Raw genomic sequence first — 20,555 nt, 5'->3', positions numbered from 1 at the left:
AAGTATAGTTGTGGCTACAGTTCAGGAGGTACAAGAGCAGATAAGGCAAAGCATAGCAGGTGTTTACCCTGAGCCAGAGGCTGGTGCGGTGGCACAGCTGGTGCTGGAGCATGTGCTGCAAAAATCGCGGCTGCAGTTGAGTTTGGGAAAGCAGGAGGCGGTAAGCACGGACCAGGAAGCAAAAATTGCTGCGGCTGTGCATAGGTTGCAGAAACAGGAGCCTGTGCAGTATGTGTTGGGCGTGGCGCACTTTTATGGGCTGGAGTTGCAGGTAGATGAACGTGTGCTGATTCCGAGGCCAGAAACCGAAGAACTGGTGGACCTGATTTTGAAAGAGCATAAAGGGCAGCAGCACCTGCGGATACTAGACATCTGTGCGGGCAGCGGCTGTATACCGTTGGCGTTGGCTGCTAACTTGCCTGCCAGTAAAGTTTATGGTCTTGAAATATCTGAAGGAGCAATAGAAATAGCAAAGGCCAATGCCGCTAAGTATAATTTGCCTGTGGAGTGGCTGCAGCAGGATGTGTTTGCACCTGTGCAAAGAATAGAGTCAAATTCCCTGGATGTGATCACCAGTAATCCGCCTTATGTGCTGGAGGAGGAAAAGCAGCAGATGCGACCGAACGTACTGGAATACGAGCCTCACCTGGCTTTATTTGTTCCAGATATAGACCCACTAAAATATTATATAAGAATAGCTGATTTGGGCACAGGGCTTCTGCGGAAAGGCGGTAAATTATACTTTGAGATAAACGAACGCTATGGTACAGAAACAAAAGATTTACTCCTGGAAAAAGGATTTGCGCAGGCCGAAGTGGTAAAAGACCTGTTCGGCAAGGATCGGATTGTAAGAGCAGTTTTGTAGCATGGCTGCAGAATTTTAGTTATGTTGCTAACATAAAAATAATATTGAATATCTACTCTTTTTTTAATATTAGTGCAACAAAATATAGTTATTTTAGTAGATAGCTGGGGCAGTAAAGTAATAAGGTAAAACTATAATGAAGAAAATTTTAGTAACAGGAGGTGCGGGCTACATAGGCTCTCATACAGTAGTAGAACTAGTAGAGGCAGGCTATGAGCCTATCATCGTAGATAATTTTTCTAACTCAGAAGAGAGTGCCCTGGAGGGTATTGCAGCTATAGTTGGCCGTAACGTTACCTGCCATCGCGTAGATTGTACCGACAGCAAAGCATTGCGCGAAGTATTCGAAAAGGAGCAAGACATTGTTGGTGTTATACATTTTGCAGCAAACAAAGCAGTTGGAGAATCTGTAGAGAACCCGCTGAAGTACTACCACAACAACGTTGGTTCTTTAGTGGCGCTGCTGCAGGTAATGGAAGAGTTTAAGGTTAATAAGCTTGTGTTCTCTTCGTCCTGTACAGTTTATGGCGTGCCAGAATCGCTGCCTGTAACAGAGGAAACGCCTGTGCAGAAAGCAAATTCTCCTTACGGTAACACCAAAAAGATATGCGAGGAAATTCTGACAGATGTAGCTGCCAGCGGTAGCACCCTAAAGAGTATCGCGCTGCGTTACTTTAACCCGATTGGAGCACATCCTTCTGCTAAAATAGGAGAGTTGCCGCTAGGCGTGCCAAGCAACCTGGTGCCTTTTATTACCCAGACGGCCATTGGCATGCGTGAGCAGTTAACAATATTCGGAAACGATTACGATACGCCAGACGGCACCAACATTCGTGATTATGTGCATGTAGTAGACCTGGCGAAGGCGCACGTGGTAGCTGTTGAAAGGCTGCTGGAAGAAAAAGGAGAGAGCCTGGAGTTCTTTAATATTGGCACTGGCAACGGAACTACTGTACTAGAGGCTGTAAAGGCTTTTGAAAGCGCTACGGGCGTTAAGCTTAATTATAAAATCGGACCGCGTCGTGCGGGCGATGTGCCTAAAATTTATGCTGATGTGGCCAAGGCTACGGAGGCTCTCGGTTTTAAAACAACCAGCACCCTGGAAGAAGCTATGAAGAGCGCTTGGGACTGGCAAGTATCTTTGAAAGAATCAACTGCTAAAGTATAATACATGAAAATTCTGATTACAGGCGGGGCTGGCTTTATCGGTTCCCACGTGGTAAGGCTATTTGTAAACAAATACCCATCTTACCAGATCTTCAACCTTGATAAACTTACCTACGCAGGCAACTTGGCTAACCTTTCTGATATAGAGAACAAGGAAAACTATACTTTCCTGAAAGGTGACATAGTGGATGCGGCATATCTGGAGGATATTTTCACGAATTACCAGTTTGATTCGGTTATACACCTGGCTGCTGAGTCGCATGTGGACCGCTCTATCACAGATCCGCTTTCTTTTGTAAACACCAACGTAATTGGTACAGTAAACCTGCTGAATGCGGCACGTAAGCTTTGGAAGGACGATATGCAGAACCACGTATTCTACCATATCTCTACCGATGAAGTATATGGTTCGCTGGGTGCGGAAGGTTTCTTTACAGAAGAGACTGCCTACGATCCGCGTTCGCCGTACTCTGCCTCCAAAGCAAGCTCAGATCATTTTGTGCGTGCCTACTACCACACGTATGGCTTGCCTGTAAAAGTGTCGAATTGCTCGAACAACTATGGCCCGAACCATTTCCCTGAGAAGCTGATTCCGCTGGCTATTTATAACATCAAAAACGAGCGCTCTGTGCCAGTTTATGGCAAAGGCGAGAACATCCGCGACTGGCTATACGTGCTAGATCACGCCCGTGCCATTGATGATATCTTCCATCGGGGACAAGTTGGTGAAACCTACAACATCGGGGGCATTAACGAGTGGAAGAATATTGACCTGATCGAGTTGCTTTGCGATGTGATGGACGAAAAGCTTGGTCGTCCCGCTGGGCAATCGCGCAAGCTTATCACGTTTGTCAAAGACCGCGCTGGCCACGACATGCGCTACGCCATCGACTCATCTAAACTGATGGAGGAGCTGGGCTGGAAGCCGTCGGTAACCTTTGAGCAAGGCCTGAGCAAAACCGTAGATTGGTACCTCGAGAATGAGGAGTGGTTGGAGAACGTAACCTCTGGCAACTATAAATCCTACTACGAGCAGCAGTACGAGAACCGCTAGGCCGCAAAAGCGGCAGTTAAGAATTAGAAATCAAAATTAGGAATTGTTGTGCAGGGAAGGTAGCAGGGGCGGAAACGAGCAACAGGTAACGAACAACGAATAGATGAAAGGAATAATACTAGCTGGAGGATCTGGCACAAGGCTTCACCCACTCACATTGGCTGTAAGTAAGCAGCTAATGCCCGTGTACGATAAGCCGATGATTTACTACCCGCTGTCCACACTTATGCTGGCAGGTATCCGCGACATCCTGATCATCTCCACGCCGCACGATTTGCCCATGTTTGAGCGCCTGCTGGGCGACGGCAGCCGCATCGGTTGCAACTTCAGCTATGTAGTGCAGGAGGAGCCAAATGGTTTGGCGCAGGCTTTTGTGCTAGGGGCAGACTTTATAGGCGATGATAAAGTAGCACTCGTGCTGGGCGACAACATCTTTTATGGCTCAGGTATGAGCAAGCTGCTGCAGGCCAACAACGACCCTGACGGCGGCGTGGTGTACGCCTACCATGTGCACGACCCAGAGCGCTACGGCGTGGTGGAGTTCGATGAGAACAACGTGGCCATATCAATAGAAGAGAAGCCGAAGCAGCCGAAATCTAACTTTGCTGTGCCAGGCCTGTACTTCTACGACAATGACGTGGTGGAGATAGCCAAGAACCTGGAGCCAAGCGCCAGGGGCGAGTACGAGATCACGGATGTAAATAAGGAGTACCTACGCCAGGGCAAGCTGAAGGTGGGTATACTAGACCGCGGCACCGCCTGGCTCGACACGGGCACGATACAGTCGCTGATGCAGGCTGCCACCTTTGTGCAGGTAGTAGAAGAGCGCCAGGGGCTAAAGATAGGTGCCATAGAGGAAGTAGCCTACCGCATGGGCTTTATCAACGCAGAGCAACTGCAACGCATAGCAGAGCCCCTGCGCAAAAGCGGCTACGGCGATTATCTGCTAAGTGTGTTGAAGTAAGAATTTCGAAATTATAATGAAGAGGCTGCTCAATTTGAGTGGCCTTTTTTGTTGCTATATTTGGTATGCTATACGTGATAGTGACGTTTAGCTGGAAGTTAGCGGTTATTAATACAGATAAAAAATGAAAAAAGTATTACTGTTTTTGTTACTCCTTCCATATCTATTGCATGGGCAGAAACTTAATCAACAAGGGCTTAAAGAATATTTCATTATTGACAAAGGGGATACTGCCAACTTTTATATTTATAATCCAGAGAACATAGAAAAAACAAAGGTATTCCTGTTTCTTCAAGGTTCTAAGCCAGCCCCCATGATTAGCAGTACAGACAATGTGGAATGCTGTTTTAATAATTTCCCTAAGTCAGAAATGAAACGTATGCCAAAGGAGTATGCTTTTGTCTATATCCAGAAAGTAGGGGTTCCTTATTATGCAAACACAGACCATTTTACGACCAGTGCTAAATTCATAGAAAGAAACAATGTGCTTGACAGGGCTGATGTAGCTAACAAAGTATTGAACTATGTCACGAACAAAATTTATCCAAAAGCTACAGTCGTTGCTGTGATGGGACATTCGGAAGGTAGCGATGTGGCTGCACGACTGGCATTCATAAATAAAAAAGTAACCCATCTGTGCTTTGCATCAGGAAACGGAGCTCCACAAATGTTCAACGATGTTTTATTCATAAGGCGGAAAATGCATAAAGGGGAAATAAGCGCTGCAGAGGCGCAAGCCCAAATTGACAGTTACTTTACAGGAATGGATCGCGTTTTTAAAAAGCCTAATTCAGTTACCGATATTTTTCGTGGAAATACCTACCAATGGCACTATGCAATCAATAAACCACCAATAGAAAATCTTTTAAAATTAAAGATTCCGATATTCCTAACAATAGGGAGTGATGATGAAGCCGTACCTATCGAAGCCTCTGATTATATCAAATCTGAGTTTGTTCGACTACAAAAGAACAACCTCACTTACAAGGTATATCCTAATAGCAACCATAGCTATGTCGAAACCTTGCCTAATGGAGAATCAAAAGACCATTGGTCGGAATTATTCGATGACTTCGCAGAATTTATCAAAAATAACAACCGCTAACCAAAGCTATAGTGCATAAACGCACCATAGCAAAACCGTTTGGTGCGGTGATATTGAAAATATAGAATGGTAAAATGAATACAAGTTGGCAAGGTGTAAGATCATTAACCACATTAAGAAGAAAACCAATTCTTTGGGCAATCATCTCATTTGTAGTCTATTTTGCTTCAATTGTAGCAGGTTCAGTCATTCAGAAAGCATTAGGACTAGAGCTTGAAATGGGATGGGGACAACAGATAACAAGTATTATAGTTGCCTTAATTTTTGCAAGCTTTTTCAAAAAGCCTAAAGAGCTAATAGGATTGTCAATTCCAAAAAAAGGTAAATGGCTCATGATGTCTATGCTCACAGCATTATTCGTCATAACTGTTTCTGTTATTGCGAGAATGATTGGAAATGCACCTGCCGAACTGGGAAGCTTGGAATATTATGTGTATGAAGCGACCATGCCTGGATTAGGTGAAGAAATAGGGTTAAGAGGATTGGTCTTCGGGTTTATGTTATATTATGCAAAACAGCATAAACTATCAAGCAAAAGGATTTGGGTATTAATATTTTTACAAGCCTTGCCTTTTGGCATTCTGCATATTCTTCAAGCATCTGGAATAGAGGCAGTTTTAATCTTCGCATCTACCTCAATTGCAGCAATAGCCTTGGCATGGTTAAGGGCAAAAGCAGGCTCTATAGTTCCTTGTATTATTGCTCATAATATTGTTAATGCTTTTGGCAGTTTTATCTACTACATACTTGTGAAATAAAAAATCTACACCCAAAAAATATTAAAAAGCTTCTTCGATCAGCTATTGGGGGAGGTTATAACAATGACGAAACCAATCTACATATTAACGCTACTACTCTTATTAGTTGCTTGCCAAGGTCGGGAGAGAAAGCAAGAGGAAAGCTTTGACTCTAAATTTGTAGTGAGAAGCTATCACAGCAATTCCGATAATCCTGAAAACTTAAAATCAGTAAAATACTATGACTCATCCGACAGACTCCTTCGTGAGATTGGTAGGGAGGGCGATTGCATCAGGTACATCTATGATGAGAGGGGTAAGCTGCTAGAGAAGGTTTGGGGAAGAGGTTGCCAGCAAGTCATGGGGGTAAGGAACATTCTTATCTACGACTATTTAGGTAACCATGTAGGCGCTTATACAACAAGTGACACTCTGGTTAACATAGATACAGTTAGCTTTGAGCAGATTTACTTTTACGACAGTGAGAACAGGCTGGTAAAGGAGAAAATAGCTGAAAGGATTGAACCCCAAGGCGACACTATTAAGACGTGGAACTACTATACCTATGTCGGGAATAAAAAGGACTCTCTGCTTGTAAAAGAGAACAATGGCTTACTCTGGAAAGGAGTTTATAACTACGACACGACAGGTAGATTATTAGAACTTAGAAAGACCCGCAGGGATACTTATGAGAACGAGTATTTCCTCTATGATGACTTCGGCAAACTGGTTGAAAAACAAACGAAAACTAATTACAAAATTGCCACTCCCTTAGGTGTAGCCAAAGCGCCAAATTCAAGAACTACCTCTACCTATGACTCTGCTGGCTTTCAAACCAAGGAGATATTGTATCATAATGGGAAAGCTGTAGTACAAGTAGTTCACACCAAAGAATATAAAAATTAAGCCTCTTAACCCAGTGCAACCGCTACGCACCAGACCTCGGCTGCGCGACACAACTCAAAAGAAATTTGACTTTCCTTATAACACAAACCCCAACATCAAACCCGTAAGTATAATAACAGGTGCAGGAATGCGGGTGAACAGGAGCAGGCAAATAGTGGCTACGATGATGCCGAAGTTTAAGGGTGTGTTTTCGATGGGGCGGTAAAGCAAGATGGCTGCTGCTGCCACCATGCCTGCACTTACAGCGCTTATACCTTCCAAAGAGGCACGCACTACTCTATACTTTTTCAGTTCATCCCAAAACCTGATCACGAAGAAGATGAGGAAGGTGCCTGGCAAAAATATACCTACCGTAGCCACCAAAGAACCTATCAGCTGACCACCTATGCCGTAGTTGCGCATAGAAAGCGTGCCGATGTAGGAGCAAAAGGAGAATACGGGACCAGGCAGTGCCTGCACGACAGCGTAACCTGAGAGAAACTCTTCTCCTGATAAATATCCTTTAAAATCGACGAACTCGGTATACATGAGCGGGATAAGCACCTGCCCTCCGCCAAACACCAAGCTGCCGTTGCGGTAAAAGTTCTCGAAAAGCCTGACGGGTAAGCTATGGGTAGCCCTACCTATAACGGCAGCCGTCAGAAGCACCCCAACAAAGAGCAGAAAGTTCGCCCACTCAATCGTTAACTTCTTGTTTTCATAAAGTGGGTGCTGCTTAAACCGAAGTGCCGTAACAGCGCCTCCCGCTAGCAAGAGACCAGGAAATACCCACGGCGAATTAAAGAAGTAAGAAACTATTGCCGATACCACCATCAGAAAGGTGGCCGTTTTGGTATAGATTACTTTTAGGCCGATCATGTAAGCTGCAAAGGCGACAAAACCAACGGCTATAGGTTGTAAAAACTTCAGAAAATCGAGTGAGATGTTCTGGTCCTGCAGGTAAGAGATAAGCAATGCTGCCGTCGTCATAATAATAGCAGCAGGTAAAAGCCACACGATTAGCGTGAGGTAAGCCAGATTAGGGCCTCCAATCTTGAAGCCAATGGCAGTAATAGTTTGGGTAGAAGTGGGGCCTGGCAGAATCTGGCAAAGCGCATTCAGCTCAATTAGCTCCTGTTCGGTTACATAGCGTCGCTTTTGCACCAGTAGCTTAAACATCATGGCAATGTGCGCCTGCGGGCCACCAAAAGCAGTAAGAGCTAATAGCAGCACGTCTTTCAGAAAGATATAGTAGCGCAACGCCTTCATGATGGCATAAAAATAAAAAAAGAGAGACAGCTTTTTGCTATCTCTCTTTTTTATTCGCTTATACTGTTGATAATTAAGCCTTTTTCAAGCCTAATTCGATTAGTCGTTCATTCAGATACTCCCCAGCAGTAGCATTTGGGTAAGCCTTCGGGTCCTGCTCGCTTATGCAGCTCTCCAGGCAAGTCAGGTCCATTTCGGAGCGTGGGTGCATAAAGAACGGAATAGAGTAACGCGAAGTGTGCATCAGCTCACGCGGTGGGTTCACCACACGGTGAATCGTAGACTTCAGCTTGTTGTTTGTTAAACGCGCCAGCATATCGCCTACGTTTACTATCACTTGCTCTGGCAAGGCTGTAATCGGAATCCATTTGCCATCGCGGCGAAGCACTTGCAGGCCGTCGGCACTGGCTCCCATGAGTAGCGTAATCAGGTTAATGTCGCCATGCTCTGCGGCACGTACAGCATCGGCAGGCACGCTATCCGGATCCTCGATCGGGAAGTAGTGGATAGGGCGCAGAATGCTGTTGCCATATTTTACTTTCTCGTCGAAATAGTCCTCAGGCAACTCCAGGTGTATGGCAATGGCTTTTAATACCTGCTTGCCTGCTGCCTCTAGTTTACGGTAAGCTTCCAGCGTAACCTCTTCCAGCTCTGGTGCTTCTGCTGGCCAAATGTTGGCTGGGTATTCTGCTTTAATCGGATCTGAGTCTGGTATGTCGCTCAGTTCCTGGCCCACATGGTAAAACTCTTTTAAGTCGCCTGTGTTAAAGCCTTTTGCTTTTTCTCTTCCTTTGCCAACATAGCCGCGCTGGCCTGCCAGTTCAGGCACTTCGTACTTCTGCTTTACCTCGTCTGGCAAGGCAAAAAACTTTTTTGTAGCAGCATATAGTCTTTCGGTCAGGTCATCGCTTAGGCCGTGGTTGCGCAAAGCTATAAAACCGATGTTCTGGTAGGCATCACCTAATTTCTTTACAAATTGTGCTCTCTTTTCAGCATCTCCCGACGTAAAATCAGCTAGATCTAGAGAAGGCACTTCATCAAACAAAATTTCGCTCATATAGTAAATCCTGTATACTTTTTCGTTTTTGTAACGTAGTCCGCAATATACAAAAAATTAAAATCGCTAAATTAGCTACTTCGCATAACCAAACCACAGAAAGATGAAAAAAACATATTTGTTATTCGCATCGGCATTAACGCTCGGCTTTACTGCCTGCGATACTGCCCGCCAAACTCAAGATCCCGAATCTCAGGTTTCTTCCGGATCGACGGTGGCAGGGCCTACTCCTGTAGGTGCTGTTATGTCTAAAGATGGTCTACGCCTTTTTGCCTTCGATGATTCTCAGAAATATCCAGAGTCGCAGCTGCGCCTAAATACACCAGCTGCGGGTGGCGTGGTGGAGCCAGGGCCTGTTCAGTTTGACTATGACTTATCGAATTACCAGCTTACCCGCATGACGCCGCACTCTAATGCAGAGCACATGGCCAATTCACATCAAGGGCAGCATATCCATAATATAGTGGACAATGAGCCATACACGGCGCATTACGAAACTGAATTTACAAAGGAGTTAGAGGAAGGTGACCACGTGATACTTTCTTTCCTTTCAAGATCTTACCACGAAAGCCTGAAGCACCAAGGCGCTTACGATTTACGTGTTGTAACTGTGGGACGTCCGCAGGAGCGTATGGGTTTTGATACGAATGCGCCACATATGTTCTATAGCCGCCCGAAAGGAGAGTATACCGGACCAGACACAGAGCAGGTGATGCTGGACTTTTACTTGGTAAACACTGACTTGGCACCAGACGGAAATAAAGTGCGTGCCACTATAAACGGAACCGAGTTTATGCTAGACCGCTGGTTGCCTTACGTAATGGAGGGCCTACCAATGGGCGAGAACACAATAAAGCTGGAGCTGGTAGACAACAATGGCACCCTGATTCCAGGGCCATATAACAGCGTTACCCGTACCTTCACGCTTAGCCAGTAGAAAGACTACCCCTCAATTATAAAGCACACAGGCCAGCTACCCATAAAGTAGCTGGCCTGTGTGCTTTTAGTGCTTTGTATTAAGGACTGATGTGACACCAGATTGCTTTTACCTGCTTCCGTTTGGCTGAAGCTTGGGATTTCGTTATCATGCCTGAAGGATCATCTTGTTACACCATTTATGCAGTAAGAATGATACATTTTGTGGATAGCCAAGGCCTTTGTATCAAACCACTCCTACCCCTCCTTGTCTAAGGAGGGAAGCTTTCAGTGGCTACTCTTCACCATTGTTGTTGTAACATATCATTCTAATAATTCTTAGCAAAATAGAGAGGCTAAGCGACTGCTACAGGCATAGTATGTTGTTGTCTTACTTGGTGCCAAAACGCAAAACGGCCACACCTGTTTGGGTATGGCCGTTGCTTATGAAAGTATTTGTTTGCGTTACTCTTTAGGTGAGTTTGCGCCACCGCCTCCTGGTTTAGCAATAGAGCTGCGCATGTCGGTATCGGACTGGATGTTCTGCATTTTATAATAATCCATAATACCGAGGTTGCCGCTACGGAAAGCCGCGGCTATAGCTTGTGGTACTTCTACCTCTGCCTGAATAACATTGGCACGAGCCTCTTGTGCCTTGGCTTTCATCTCCTGCTCTACGGCTACGGCCATGGCCCGGCGTTCTTCTGCTTTTGCTTCTGCTACTTTTAAGTCGGCACCTGCCTGGTCTATTTGCAGCTTTGCACCAATGTTCTCGCCAACATCTATGTCGGCAATATCAATAGAGAGGATTTCGTAAGCTGTACCAGCATCAAGCCCTTTCTGTAATACCAGTTTAGAAATGATATCAGGGTTTTCCAACACGCTTTTATGCGAGGCAGAAGAACCGATTGAAGTTACAATGCCTTCTCCTACACGAGCCAGGATGGTTTCTTCGCCAGCACCACCCACTAACTGGTTGATGTTTGCCCTAACCGTTACCCGTGCTTTAGCAATGAGCTGAATGCCGTCTTGGGCAACAGCGGCCACGTTAGGTGTGTTAATCACTTTAGGGTTAACGGAAGTGGTTACCGCCTCAAAAACGTTACGGCCTGCCAGATCTATGGCAGTGGCTTGCTTAAAGGATAACGGTATGTTGGCTTTGTCGGCAGATATTAGTGCTTTGATAACGGTAGGCACGTTGCCACCAGCCAGGTAGTGCGTTTCCAGTTCTGTTGTGGTTAGGTCTATACCTGCTTTGGTAGCGTTAATCATAGAGTTCACAATCAGGCTTGGCGGCACTTTTCGGATACGCATAAAGATTAGCTCTGCCAAGCCCACGCGTACACCCGAGAAAAGGGCTGTGATCCAGAGGCTGACGGGCACAAAGTATAAAAAGATAAGCAGCAGGATAATGCCGCCTACAATTAAAAATATCAAGGATAAATTTTCCATCTTATTGGTAAAGGGTTAACTAACTTCTTCTACTAAAATCTTATTCTGGCTGAGTCTGACAATGCGTATGGTTGCGTTGGGAGAAACAAATTCTCCCTGGGTATGTACCTCGTGGTGCCGATCTCTGAAAACGGCAGTACCTGAAGGGCGCAGGGCCGATACGGTTTTACCTACTTCACCTTCTTCCAGGGTATGCGGGTTTTCTTCGTTTACGTGGCCACGGTTGCTGTTCTTAAGCGCATACTTAGACCAGGCGTCTGAGCGGAAACTATAAAACATAGCTACAGCGCCCACCAGCACCGATACGGCGAGTATAATGTGCCCTACCAAATCCCCTAAAGCCGCATACCCGATCCAAATGCCGATAACGGCTAAAACGAATCCTAAAATACCAACGATGGTTGTGCCTGGCACAAAGATTAACTCCACAATGATCAGGAGCAACCCTATACCTATTAGCAATATAACTGTTATCCAATCTAATAGCATATCTCTAGTGATTATTTAAACAAATATAGAAATATTTTTATAAATATGTGTGGAATGTTTATATTTTGCCTTTATATTATAACGTTGCCTTGTATAGATGGAGTATAAACTTTAACTCTTGTGTTGCTAAGTTATTATAAACTGAGGCATAAGCACAGGCTTCATAAACAGCAGAAGCCACTCTCTAAATTAGAAAGTGGCTTCTGCTGTTTATGAAGTACTATAAAAGAAGCTTAAATAATGTGCGCCTTTTACTGGTAAATGACCTGCAGCGAACAACAATAATTAATAAGCCTTGGCAAAATATACGCGTCGGCTGCTAGGCTTGCCCGTCAGCATATCAGTGCCTTCTTCTTCTGGCGAATCGATGGCTATGCAGCGTATGGTTGCTTTAGTTTCTTCTTTTATGCGCTCTTCTGTTTCTGGAGTGCCATCCCAGTGTGCCAATACAAAACCTCCTTTGCTTTCAAGCACCTGCTTAAACTCTTCGTAAGAATCTACTTTGGTTGTATGCTCTTCGCGGTAATTCAGGGCTTTGTTGTAAATGTTCTCCTGAATCTCGTCCAGCAAGGCAGGAATATAGTTTGCCAGGTTATCAAACTGCTGCGTGCTCTTTTCCTTGGTGTCGCGGCGTGCTACTTCGGCAGTGCCGTTTTCCAAATCACGGCCACCGATAGCGATGCGTACTGGCACTCCTTTCAGTTCCCACTCGGCAAACTTGAAGCCAGGGCGTTCTGTGTCGCGGTCATCGAATTTTACGCTGATGCCTTTTGCCTCTAGCTCTTTTTTCAGTTGCAGCACTTTCTCGCTGATCTGCGCTAACTGCTCTTCGCCTTTGTAGATTGGCACAATTACTACTTGAATAGGGGCTAATTTTGGAGGAAGTACTAAGCCTTCGTCATCGGAGTGCGCCATTACAAGTGCTCCCATCAGGCGCGTGCTTACGCCCCAAGATGTTCCCCATACGTGCTCCAGCCCACCATCTTTGGTGGCAAACTTTACATCAAAAGCCTTTGCAAAGTTCTGGCCCAAAAAGTGCGATGTACCAGCCTGCAAAGCTTTGCCATCCTGCATTAAGCCTTCGATGCAATAAGTATCCAGGGCACCGGCAAAACGCTCGCTCGGTGTTTTAACACCACGAACTACAGGCAGGGCAATGTACTGCTCCGCAAAGGTAGCGTACACTTCCATCATCTGCTTTGTTTCGGCAATGGCCTCCTCTGCGGTAGCGTGGGCGGTGTGCCCTTCCTGCCACAGGAATTCTGCTGTACGCAGGAATAGGCGTGTGCGCATTTCCCAACGCACCACGTTAGCCCACTGGTTTATAAGCAAAGGCAGATCGCGGTAGCTTTGAATCCAGTTTTTATAGGTGTTCCAGATAACAGCTTCTGAAGTTGGCCTTACAATCAACTCTTCTTCCAGTTTGGCGTTGGGGTCTACGCGCAGTTTGCCTTTGTTGTCGGGGTCGGTCTGCAAGCGGTAGTGCGTAACTACGGCACACTCTTTTGCAAAGCCCTCGGCGTTTTGCTCTTCAGCTTCAAACAAACTTTTCGGCACGAAAAGAGGGAAGTAGGCGTTGGAATGGCCTGTCGCTTTAAACATATCATCCAAAACACGCTGCATTTTCTCCCAGATGGCGTACCCGTACGGTTTGATGACCATACAACCACGCACAGCAGAGTTTTCAGCCAGCCCAGCTTTCTTTACCAGTTCGTTGTACCACAGGGAATAATCTTCGCTTCTTTTCGGTAAGCCTTTGCTCATTTTATTTGCTATACTTATGTTATCTTACTAATTTATAATGGTTTTGGAATGGATTTTGCTCTTTAATAATTATTATTAGCATATCATTCTACCCCAAAATTACGTTAATATATTATACATATCGATAAGGTTAAGCGCGAATGTGTTGTTACCTTTGATATAGATGAAGTTTAAACCGAGATGGACATGAAAAAGATATCACTAAATATTGCCCCCATGCTCGCGCTATTAGTAGCAGGCTGCAGTAGCCCTATTGCCATGCAGTCTACAGAGTACGACGATATGTACTATACTTCTACTGATAAAACGGAGTACGTGGAGCCTGAGACTCAGACTTATGAGCAGGCATATAATCCTAATACAACAAATAATAATAACAGACAGGAATTTGCAGACGGCGAAATATTAAATCCAGAATATTCTGAAAGCAACATTGCTCTTGGAAATGACTATTATGGAGATGAATATTACGATGGACGCAGCTACAATGCCAGAGATAATTGGTACAGACCTAATTACTCTTTTGTAGACCCTTATTGGGCTACGTCGCGTTCTCGTTTCTATAACTCAGCATTTTACGACCCATACTTCAACCCGTACTATACTTCTTATGCGGCGGTGTATGACCCGTTCTTTGATCCTTTTTTCCCAAGCCCATTCATGAGAAGTGGCTTTAACGTCAGCTTAAGTATGGGTTATGGCTGGGGAGGCATGTGGCCTAACCGTGGTTTTGGTAACGCATGGATGCCAGGTGGTGGCTTCTATAATGGCTATTACAATGGTTTCCATAACGGGTTCTATGCCAGAAATAACAACAACTGGTACTACGACAGAGTAGGTATCATCGGTGGTCAGCCTCGCCAGGTGCAATATGGCCCAAGAGGCGACAGAGCTACTGTACCAACACAGCGAGTGGACCGATCTGAAGGAAGGCCTCAACGCGGAGAACTATCTTCAGGTAATGAGCAGTTAATTGTAAGGCCAGGAAACTCTGGAAAAGAGGCTATACAAACAAGGCCAGCCAGACAAAGCAGAAGCACCAGGCAAGGACAATCTTCTCCTGTAATTGAGCAGCAGCAGCGTTCTAATTCTCCGGCACGCCAGAGCAGACCGCAGCGTAGCACTACTCCTGTCTACAGGCAGAACAACACAAGAAGTTCTGAACCTGCTCGTGTGTCGCCTCCTGCACAAAGAAGCACACCAGTAAGAACAAGCCCGCCGCCATCATCAGGTAGCAATAACAGGTCTGGTGGTCGTCCGACAAGAGGAGGAAATTAATCACTCTATCTATCAGCAAATCGAATGAAATCTTATAAAATAATTTCCGCCAGCTTAGCACTCTTGCTAGGCTGGAGCGGAACCGCTTTGGCCCAAACTGAGGTAGATGCTTTGCGCTACTCCCGTTATGGAGTGTCTGGTTCCGCTCGAATTCAAGGTATTGGAGGAGCACAGTCGGCATTAGGAGCCGATATCTCTACCATGGTTTCCAACCCTGCTGGTTTAGGCCTGTTTCGCAGATCGGAATTTAGCATAAGTGCTGGCACGCAACTAAACACAGTAAATGCCAGGGGAAGTGGTAGCACCATGACCAACGACCAAAATGCCCTTAGCATTCCGCAGGTAGGTTTTGTATTTACTGACAGGAAAGGCGATAGCGATAACAACGACTGGCGAGGCACCTCTATTGGTATTAGCTACAGCAGGCTGAATAATTTTAACCAGCGCCTGAGTTATAACAATACAGCAGAGCCGCCAAACACAATGGTGGATTACTTTGCTGACTTGGCAAATAGCAACAGACGAACAGAGAACAGCTTAATCAATGAGTTAAATAGCGGCATCACTACTTATGAAGGCTTGGCTTATGGCACTTATTTAACAGAGTTTTATGATGTAGCAACAGATCAATTTACAGAGAATGCGTTTCCGCTTTATACTGGTAATGTAAACCAGCGTGAAGAAATTCAACGTAAAGGTTCTCAGAACCAGCTTGATATTGGCGCAGGCGCAAGTTATAGGGATAAGCTGTACTTAGGTGCCTCTTTAGGGATTGTCAATACAAATTTTGAGCAGAATCGAATTTTTAGTGAGGAAGGCCCGTATGCGGCTTTACCTATGTATGACAATGATGGAAATATTTCAGAACCTCCACTTATTGATAATTATAGTTTTGAACTTCGTGACGGCTTTACGTCGCGTGGTACTGGACTTAACCTAAGAGTAGGTATTATTGCACGCCCTGTTGATGCACTACGTTTCGGTTTAAGTATACAAACACCCACAATTTATACTATCACAGAAACTTATAATACAAGCTTAAGTGCAACAACGCTTAACCCAGAGACAGAGACTTATAGAACTGTAACTGAATCAATGATGCCAGGCGAGTTTAGCTATAACTTAGTAACACCTTTTAGAGCAACAGGTGGTGTGGCCGTGTTTTTGAGCAAGTACGGTTTCTTAACTGCAGATTTGGAGTACGTAAACTATAGCGGTGCGCGCTTCTCCGAGAGCCAGAGCAACTTTGGTACATCAGGCGATTACTTTGATGAGGTGAACAGTAGAATATCTGACACTTATAAATCGGCAGTAAACTTTAAGGTTGGAGCAGAAGGCCGCTATGAAGTATTCAGGGTAAGAGCAGGATACGCTGTATCAGGAAGTCCTTACCAGAATGCTGATTTTAATGGTCAAATCAACTCTGTTACGTTAGGTGCAGGTATCAGGCTGCAAAACTTCTACTTAGATGCTGCTTACGTGAACTCTAAAGGAGTTAGCCGTTACTCGCCTTATACTTTTAGTGATGTTGTAGGCTCACCTGTTATAGACCTAGAACAAAGACAAAATACAGTGATGTTTACTTTCGGGTATAACTTCTAAAGAATTTTTCCTGTTTTTGATGAGACGGCAGCCCTTTCAGGGCTGCCGTTTTTTTTCTTTTGCCTATTATCTGAAGTGATGTAAAGCTACAGGTATGGTTTTGGCTATAAACTATGGCGGAACAATAATATTCTGATAAATTAGCCTATTGAACCTTAACACTAATCTAATGCATATCAAATTTAAATCTATTTTTTTGGCAGGCGCGCTGCTTTGTTTTGCCTTTGCAGGTCGGGCACAACAGAAGAAAGACGTAACGCTGGAAGATGTTTTCCGCAAAGGTACTTTTTCGGCCAAATCGGTTTACGGCGTGAACTGGATGAACGATGGCCGCTACTACAGCTCGCAGGTGGCCGACGAGCAAAACCGTGTAACAGACATTGTGCGCTACGATGTAACTACGGGCCAACCTGTAAACACCATCATCGAAGGCGAAGACCTGAAGCCAGCGGGCAGCAATACTCCCATCCGCTACAGCAGCTATACCTTTAGCTCTGACGAGAAGAAAGTGCTGTTTGCTACGGAGCGTGAGCAGATTTACCGTCGTTCTTCCAAAGCAGATTTCTATGTGTATGATATTGCTTCTAAAAAGCTGACCAAGCTGAGCGATGGCGGCAAGCAACTTTACGCTACTTTCTCGCCAGATGCGAAGCGTGTAGCTTTTGCCCGCGACAACAACATGTTCTTTGTGGATCTGGAGACAATGAAGGAGACGCAGATCACCAGCACAGGCAAGTTCAACTCCATCATCAACGGTTATGCCGATTGGGTGTACGAAGAGGAATTCAGCTTTGCGCAAGGCTTCCATTGGTCGCCTGACGGTTCTAAAATTGCTTTTTATACGTTTGATGAGACGGAAGTGCCAGAGTTCAATATGCAACTATGGGGAGAACTTTATCCGCAGGACTATAAGTTCAAGTACCCGAAAGCTGGCGAGGCAAACTCTACCGTAACCGTATCGGTGTACAACGTGAATAACGGCCAGACCGTGAAAATGGACACAGGCAACGAGGCTGACATTTACATTCCGCGCATCAAGTGGACAAACGATGCAAACCTGCTTTCTATCCAGAAGATGAACCGCCTGCAGAACACATTAGAGATTCTGCACGCCAACGCTACTACAGGCAAGGCTAATGTGGTGCTGAAAGAAACCGACAAAGCCTACATTGATATAACCAACGACCTGACATACCTGGAAGACGGCAAGAACTTTATCCATTCATCAGAGAAAGATGGTTTTAACCACTTATACCTGTACAACATGAACGGTAAGTTGGTGCGCCAAATCACGAATGGCAACTGGGAAGTGAGCAACTTCATCGGCTTCGACGAGAAAAGCGACCGTTTGTACTATATGTCTACAGAAGTATCGCCGCTTGACCGCCACCTGTACAGCATCAGCAGCAAAGGCAAAAACAAAAAGCGTTTGACTACGGAAGCAGGTACGCACAACGTTAACATGAGCTCCGACTTTAAGTACTATCTCGATTACCATTCTGCTGCCAATGTGCCGACTACGGTTAGCTTGCATACAGCTAAAGACGGTAAACTGATTAAAGTGCTGGAAGACAACCAGGCGCTGAAAAACAGGCTAGCGCAGTACAACATCGCGAAGCAGGAGTTTTTTACCATGAATACTTCTGACGGCACCAAGCTAAATGGCTGGATGATTAAGCCAACCGACTTCGACCCGAAAAAGAAGTACCCTGTGCTGATGTTTGTGTACGGTGGCCCAGGCTCGCAGACGGTAACCAACAGCTGGGGCGGCAGCAACTATCTGTGGTACCAGGTGCTGGCCGACAAAGGTGCTATTGTGGTAAGTGTAGATAACAGAGGTACAGGTGCCCGTGGTGCAGAGTTCAAAAAAGTAACTTATGCCGATTTGGGCAAGTACGAAATTGAAGATCAAATAGAAGCCGCTAAGTGGCTGGGTAAGCAGACTTACGTAGACAAAGACCGCATTGGTATTTGGGGCCATAGCTTCGGTGGTTACATGACACTTTTAGGTCTAACCAAAGGTGATGGTATTTTCCGTGCGGGTGTGTCAGTAGCACCAGTTACTAACTGGCGCTTTTACGACAGCATCTATACAGAACGCTACTTGAAAACACCTCAGGAGAACGAGAAAGGCTACGACGACAACTCTCCGTTGATGTTTGCTGATAAGCTGGAAGGCGATTTGCTATTGATTCACGGTACAGGCGACGACAACGTACACTTCCAAAATGCAGTGGCCATGCAGGATGCCCTGATCAGTGCCAACAAACAGTTTGAAAGTTTCTACTACCCGAACCGTAATCACGGCATCGGTGGCGGCATTACATCGCTACACCGCTTTAAAATGATGACAGACTTTTTGGAGCGTAAGCTGATAAACCCAGCTACAGAGAAGAACCAATAAGTATAAAGTATAGCTATCATTGCATAAGGGCTCTCCAGTTTCTGGAGAGCCCTTATGCATAGTAGAGAGTTGATTAATGCTACCAGAGCAGATGGTAGCATTGTAAAGCGGTAGGAGGCATACAAAAAGAAAGCCCTCCTTGTCATTTTATAAGGGCACAGCGTTACTCCTTTATACCTAGTTGTGCGTTGATCAGTGGAGTTTTAGGTGCCAGGAAAAAGCCTGTAAGGCTGGCAAACAAAATCGGGATGAAGTGGTGAAAACCTGTTAGGGTTGCCAGCAGCACAGTGGTGCTGATAGGCGTGCGGGTAACGCAGGCGTTAATGGCAGCCATACAGCTTACCATAATCAGAGGCAGGTTCTGCCCAGGAAAGGCTGCGTTCACAACCAAACCTACTGTAGCACCTACAAAGAAAAGCGGAATGATAAAGCCACCGCGCCAGCCAGAAGTAACGGTAAAGGCAATAGCCAGAATTTTAGCTCCTAAAAGGATGAGCAGGAACTTCAGCGTAAACTGCTGCTCGAGCAGTACATTTAACTCATCGTGGCTAAAATAGCGGGAGAGGGGCACGAAGTAAGCAATGGTCCCAATCAGCAAGCCGCCAATTGTCATCTTCACATAAATCGGCACACGCAGTTTCTTGAAAAGACTACGAGACTGGCGTACAGTAAGAATAAACAACCAGCCTGCTGCTGTGCCTGCCAAGGCATACAACATGGCATAAAAGAAATCATTTAGCTCAGGCGTAGAATATATCGGGAATACCCATGTAGGGCCGATGCCAATATGCGTGAGCAGGATAAAGACTACATACCCAGAGCAGCTGGCTACTAAGGCAGGCATTAGAGCCTGGTAGTACTCGCTGATGTGCTTGTGGTGCTGAATCTCCAGTGCAAAGAGGCTACCTCCCAGTGGAGCGCCAAACAGCGCTGTGAAGGCAGAGGCCATGCCAGCTATACTTAAAGAGCGAAGGTCTTCGCCTTTTATCCTGAGTTTTCGGGCAATCCAAGTGCCAGTAGAACCTACCACTTGCACCAGAGGAGCCTCAGGGCCTGCGCTGCCACCGCTGGCAATACAAATCCAAGACGACAGGATCATGGCAGGGTTGTTCTTTGGTTCCAGTCTGCCACCTTTAAAACGAATGTTATTTACGATCAAGTCCATCTCGCCTGGGTCGCCAAGGAAATGGATGATCAGGCCTGCCAGCAGACCAGCTACCGTCATCAGTGGAATCACAGCAAAACCCTGAAACTGCGACAGGTAATGTAGCAGGCTTTCCAACACTGTCCAGTAAAAGCTGGCTATCACACCACCCACAATACCAACAGCTACCCAAAGCAAAAATAGTTTACTGAATACAAACGGATTGAACTGCAACGGATAGTTTAACTGGTTTCGAAGCGTTACCGCCAGTCTTCTTCTCTTAAAGTCCATCGGGCAAAGGTACGGAAACTGTTTAGAATCCTCTTGGTGCAGCTTTTGGTCCACAAGAGGTGTTACAGGTGATACGGAGATCTTAACAGAGAGCACCCTCCCCTGTTTTGGGG

The 20,555-nt window shown here is 45.5% G+C and carries 17 protein-coding genes; 11 read left to right on the top strand and 6 right to left on the bottom strand.

Annotated features, from left to right (window positions below; genetic code table 11):
- The first annotated feature begins 10 nt into the window (after positions 1 to 10).
- From prmC to LN893_RS00220, 7 genes are all read left to right on the top strand, one after another.
- The gene (gene prmC / locus LN893_RS00250) at positions 11 to 865 is read left to right on the top strand and encodes a peptide chain release factor N(5)-glutamine methyltransferase (protein ID WP_229967096.1); all 855 of its coding nucleotides are present in this window, start codon (positions 11 to 13) and stop codon (positions 863 to 865) included.
- A 136-nt stretch (positions 866 to 1,001) separates the two neighbouring features.
- Positions 1,002 to 2,033 (top strand): UDP-glucose 4-epimerase GalE, encoded by a 1,032-nt coding sequence (gene galE / locus LN893_RS00245; RefSeq protein WP_229967094.1) that lies wholly within the window; start codon positions 1,002 to 1,004, stop codon positions 2,031 to 2,033.
- A gap of 3 nt (positions 2,034 to 2,036) precedes the next feature.
- Positions 2,037 to 3,086 carry a dTDP-glucose 4,6-dehydratase gene (rfbB, locus tag LN893_RS00240; RefSeq protein WP_229967092.1) on the top strand — a complete coding sequence of 350 codons (1,050 nt, stop codon included), beginning with the start codon at positions 2,037 to 2,039 and terminating at the stop codon, positions 3,084 to 3,086.
- Positions 3,087 to 3,189: 103 nt separating this feature from the next.
- Positions 3,190 to 4,050, top strand: coding sequence for a glucose-1-phosphate thymidylyltransferase RfbA (gene rfbA, locus LN893_RS00235; RefSeq protein ID WP_229967090.1), 861 nt, complete (start codon positions 3,190 to 3,192; stop codon positions 4,048 to 4,050).
- A gap of 124 nt (positions 4,051 to 4,174) precedes the next feature.
- Complete coding sequence (locus LN893_RS00230; protein ID WP_229967087.1) at positions 4,175 to 5,155, top strand: alpha/beta hydrolase; 981 nt, start codon at positions 4,175 to 4,177, stop codon at positions 5,153 to 5,155.
- Positions 5,156 to 5,229: 74 nt separating this feature from the next.
- Entirely contained in the window at positions 5,230 to 5,913 is a 684-nt protein-coding gene (locus LN893_RS00225) for a CPBP family intramembrane glutamic endopeptidase (RefSeq protein ID WP_229967085.1), read from the top strand.
- A 63-nt stretch (positions 5,914 to 5,976) separates the two neighbouring features.
- Complete coding sequence (locus LN893_RS00220) at positions 5,977 to 6,798, top strand: hypothetical protein (RefSeq protein WP_229967082.1); 822 nt, start codon at positions 5,977 to 5,979, stop codon at positions 6,796 to 6,798.
- A 75-nt stretch (positions 6,799 to 6,873) separates the two neighbouring features.
- Here LN893_RS00220 and chrA read toward each other — a convergent pair whose 3' ends face one another.
- Both chrA and LN893_RS00210 read right to left on the bottom strand, forming a co-directional pair.
- Positions 6,874 to 8,046, bottom strand: coding sequence for a chromate efflux transporter (gene chrA / locus LN893_RS00215; RefSeq protein ID WP_229967080.1), 1,173 nt, complete (start codon positions 8,044 to 8,046; stop codon positions 6,874 to 6,876).
- Between the two features lie 73 nt (positions 8,047 to 8,119).
- A complete protein-coding gene (locus tag LN893_RS00210; RefSeq protein ID WP_229967078.1) occupies positions 8,120 to 9,103 on the bottom strand; it encodes an isopenicillin N synthase family dioxygenase in 984 nt (327 codons plus the stop codon).
- A 103-nt stretch (positions 9,104 to 9,206) separates the two neighbouring features.
- Between LN893_RS00210 and LN893_RS00205 the strand changes: the two genes are divergently transcribed.
- Positions 9,207 to 10,040, top strand: coding sequence for a hypothetical protein (locus LN893_RS00205; protein ID WP_229967076.1), 834 nt, complete (start codon positions 9,207 to 9,209; stop codon positions 10,038 to 10,040).
- A 443-nt stretch (positions 10,041 to 10,483) separates the two neighbouring features.
- On the opposite strand, the gene floA is transcribed toward LN893_RS00205, so the two are convergent.
- The 3 genes from floA to proS form a co-directional block, all read right to left on the bottom strand.
- A complete protein-coding gene (gene floA, locus LN893_RS00200; RefSeq protein ID WP_229967074.1) occupies positions 10,484 to 11,470 on the bottom strand; it encodes a flotillin-like protein FloA in 987 nt (328 codons plus the stop codon).
- Positions 11,471 to 11,485: 15 nt separating this feature from the next.
- Positions 11,486 to 11,959 (bottom strand): NfeD family protein, encoded by a 474-nt coding sequence (locus LN893_RS00195; RefSeq protein WP_229967073.1) that lies wholly within the window; start codon positions 11,957 to 11,959, stop codon positions 11,486 to 11,488.
- A 285-nt stretch (positions 11,960 to 12,244) separates the two neighbouring features.
- Positions 12,245 to 13,723: a proline--tRNA ligase gene (proS, locus tag LN893_RS00190; protein ID WP_229967072.1), complete on the bottom strand. Its 1,479-nt coding sequence runs from the start codon at positions 13,721 to 13,723 to the stop codon at positions 12,245 to 12,247.
- 186 nt (positions 13,724 to 13,909) lie between these two features.
- Here proS and LN893_RS00185 point away from each other — a divergent pair, with 186 nt between their 5' ends.
- The 3 genes from LN893_RS00185 (at position 13,910) to LN893_RS00175 (ending at position 19,007) form a co-directional block, all read left to right on the top strand.
- Positions 13,910 to 15,001 carry a hypothetical protein gene (locus LN893_RS00185; protein ID WP_229967071.1) on the top strand — a complete coding sequence of 364 codons (1,092 nt, stop codon included), beginning with the start codon at positions 13,910 to 13,912 and terminating at the stop codon, positions 14,999 to 15,001.
- Positions 15,002 to 15,025: 24 nt separating this feature from the next.
- Positions 15,026 to 16,603 carry an OmpP1/FadL family transporter gene (locus LN893_RS00180; protein ID WP_229967070.1) on the top strand — a complete coding sequence of 526 codons (1,578 nt, stop codon included), beginning with the start codon at positions 15,026 to 15,028 and terminating at the stop codon, positions 16,601 to 16,603.
- Positions 16,604 to 16,772: 169 nt separating this feature from the next.
- On the top strand, positions 16,773 to 19,007 hold the full coding sequence (locus LN893_RS00175) for a S9 family peptidase (RefSeq protein ID WP_229967069.1): 2,235 nt from the start codon (positions 16,773 to 16,775) through the stop codon (positions 19,005 to 19,007).
- Positions 19,008 to 19,170: 163 nt separating this feature from the next.
- On the opposite strand, the gene LN893_RS00170 is transcribed toward LN893_RS00175, so the two are convergent.
- Entirely contained in the window at positions 19,171 to 20,442 is a 1,272-nt protein-coding gene (locus tag LN893_RS00170) for a chloride channel protein (RefSeq protein WP_229967522.1), read from the bottom strand.
- Positions 20,443 to 20,555 lie beyond the last annotated feature (113 nt).

Origin of the sequence: Pontibacter harenae (assembly GCF_020907245.1) — a bacterium.
Classification (GTDB): Bacteria; Bacteroidota; Bacteroidia; order Cytophagales; family Hymenobacteraceae; genus Pontibacter; species Pontibacter harenae.
Note: the sequence above shows the minus strand (reverse complement) of the source record. Positions and strands in the feature narration are given on the sequence as shown.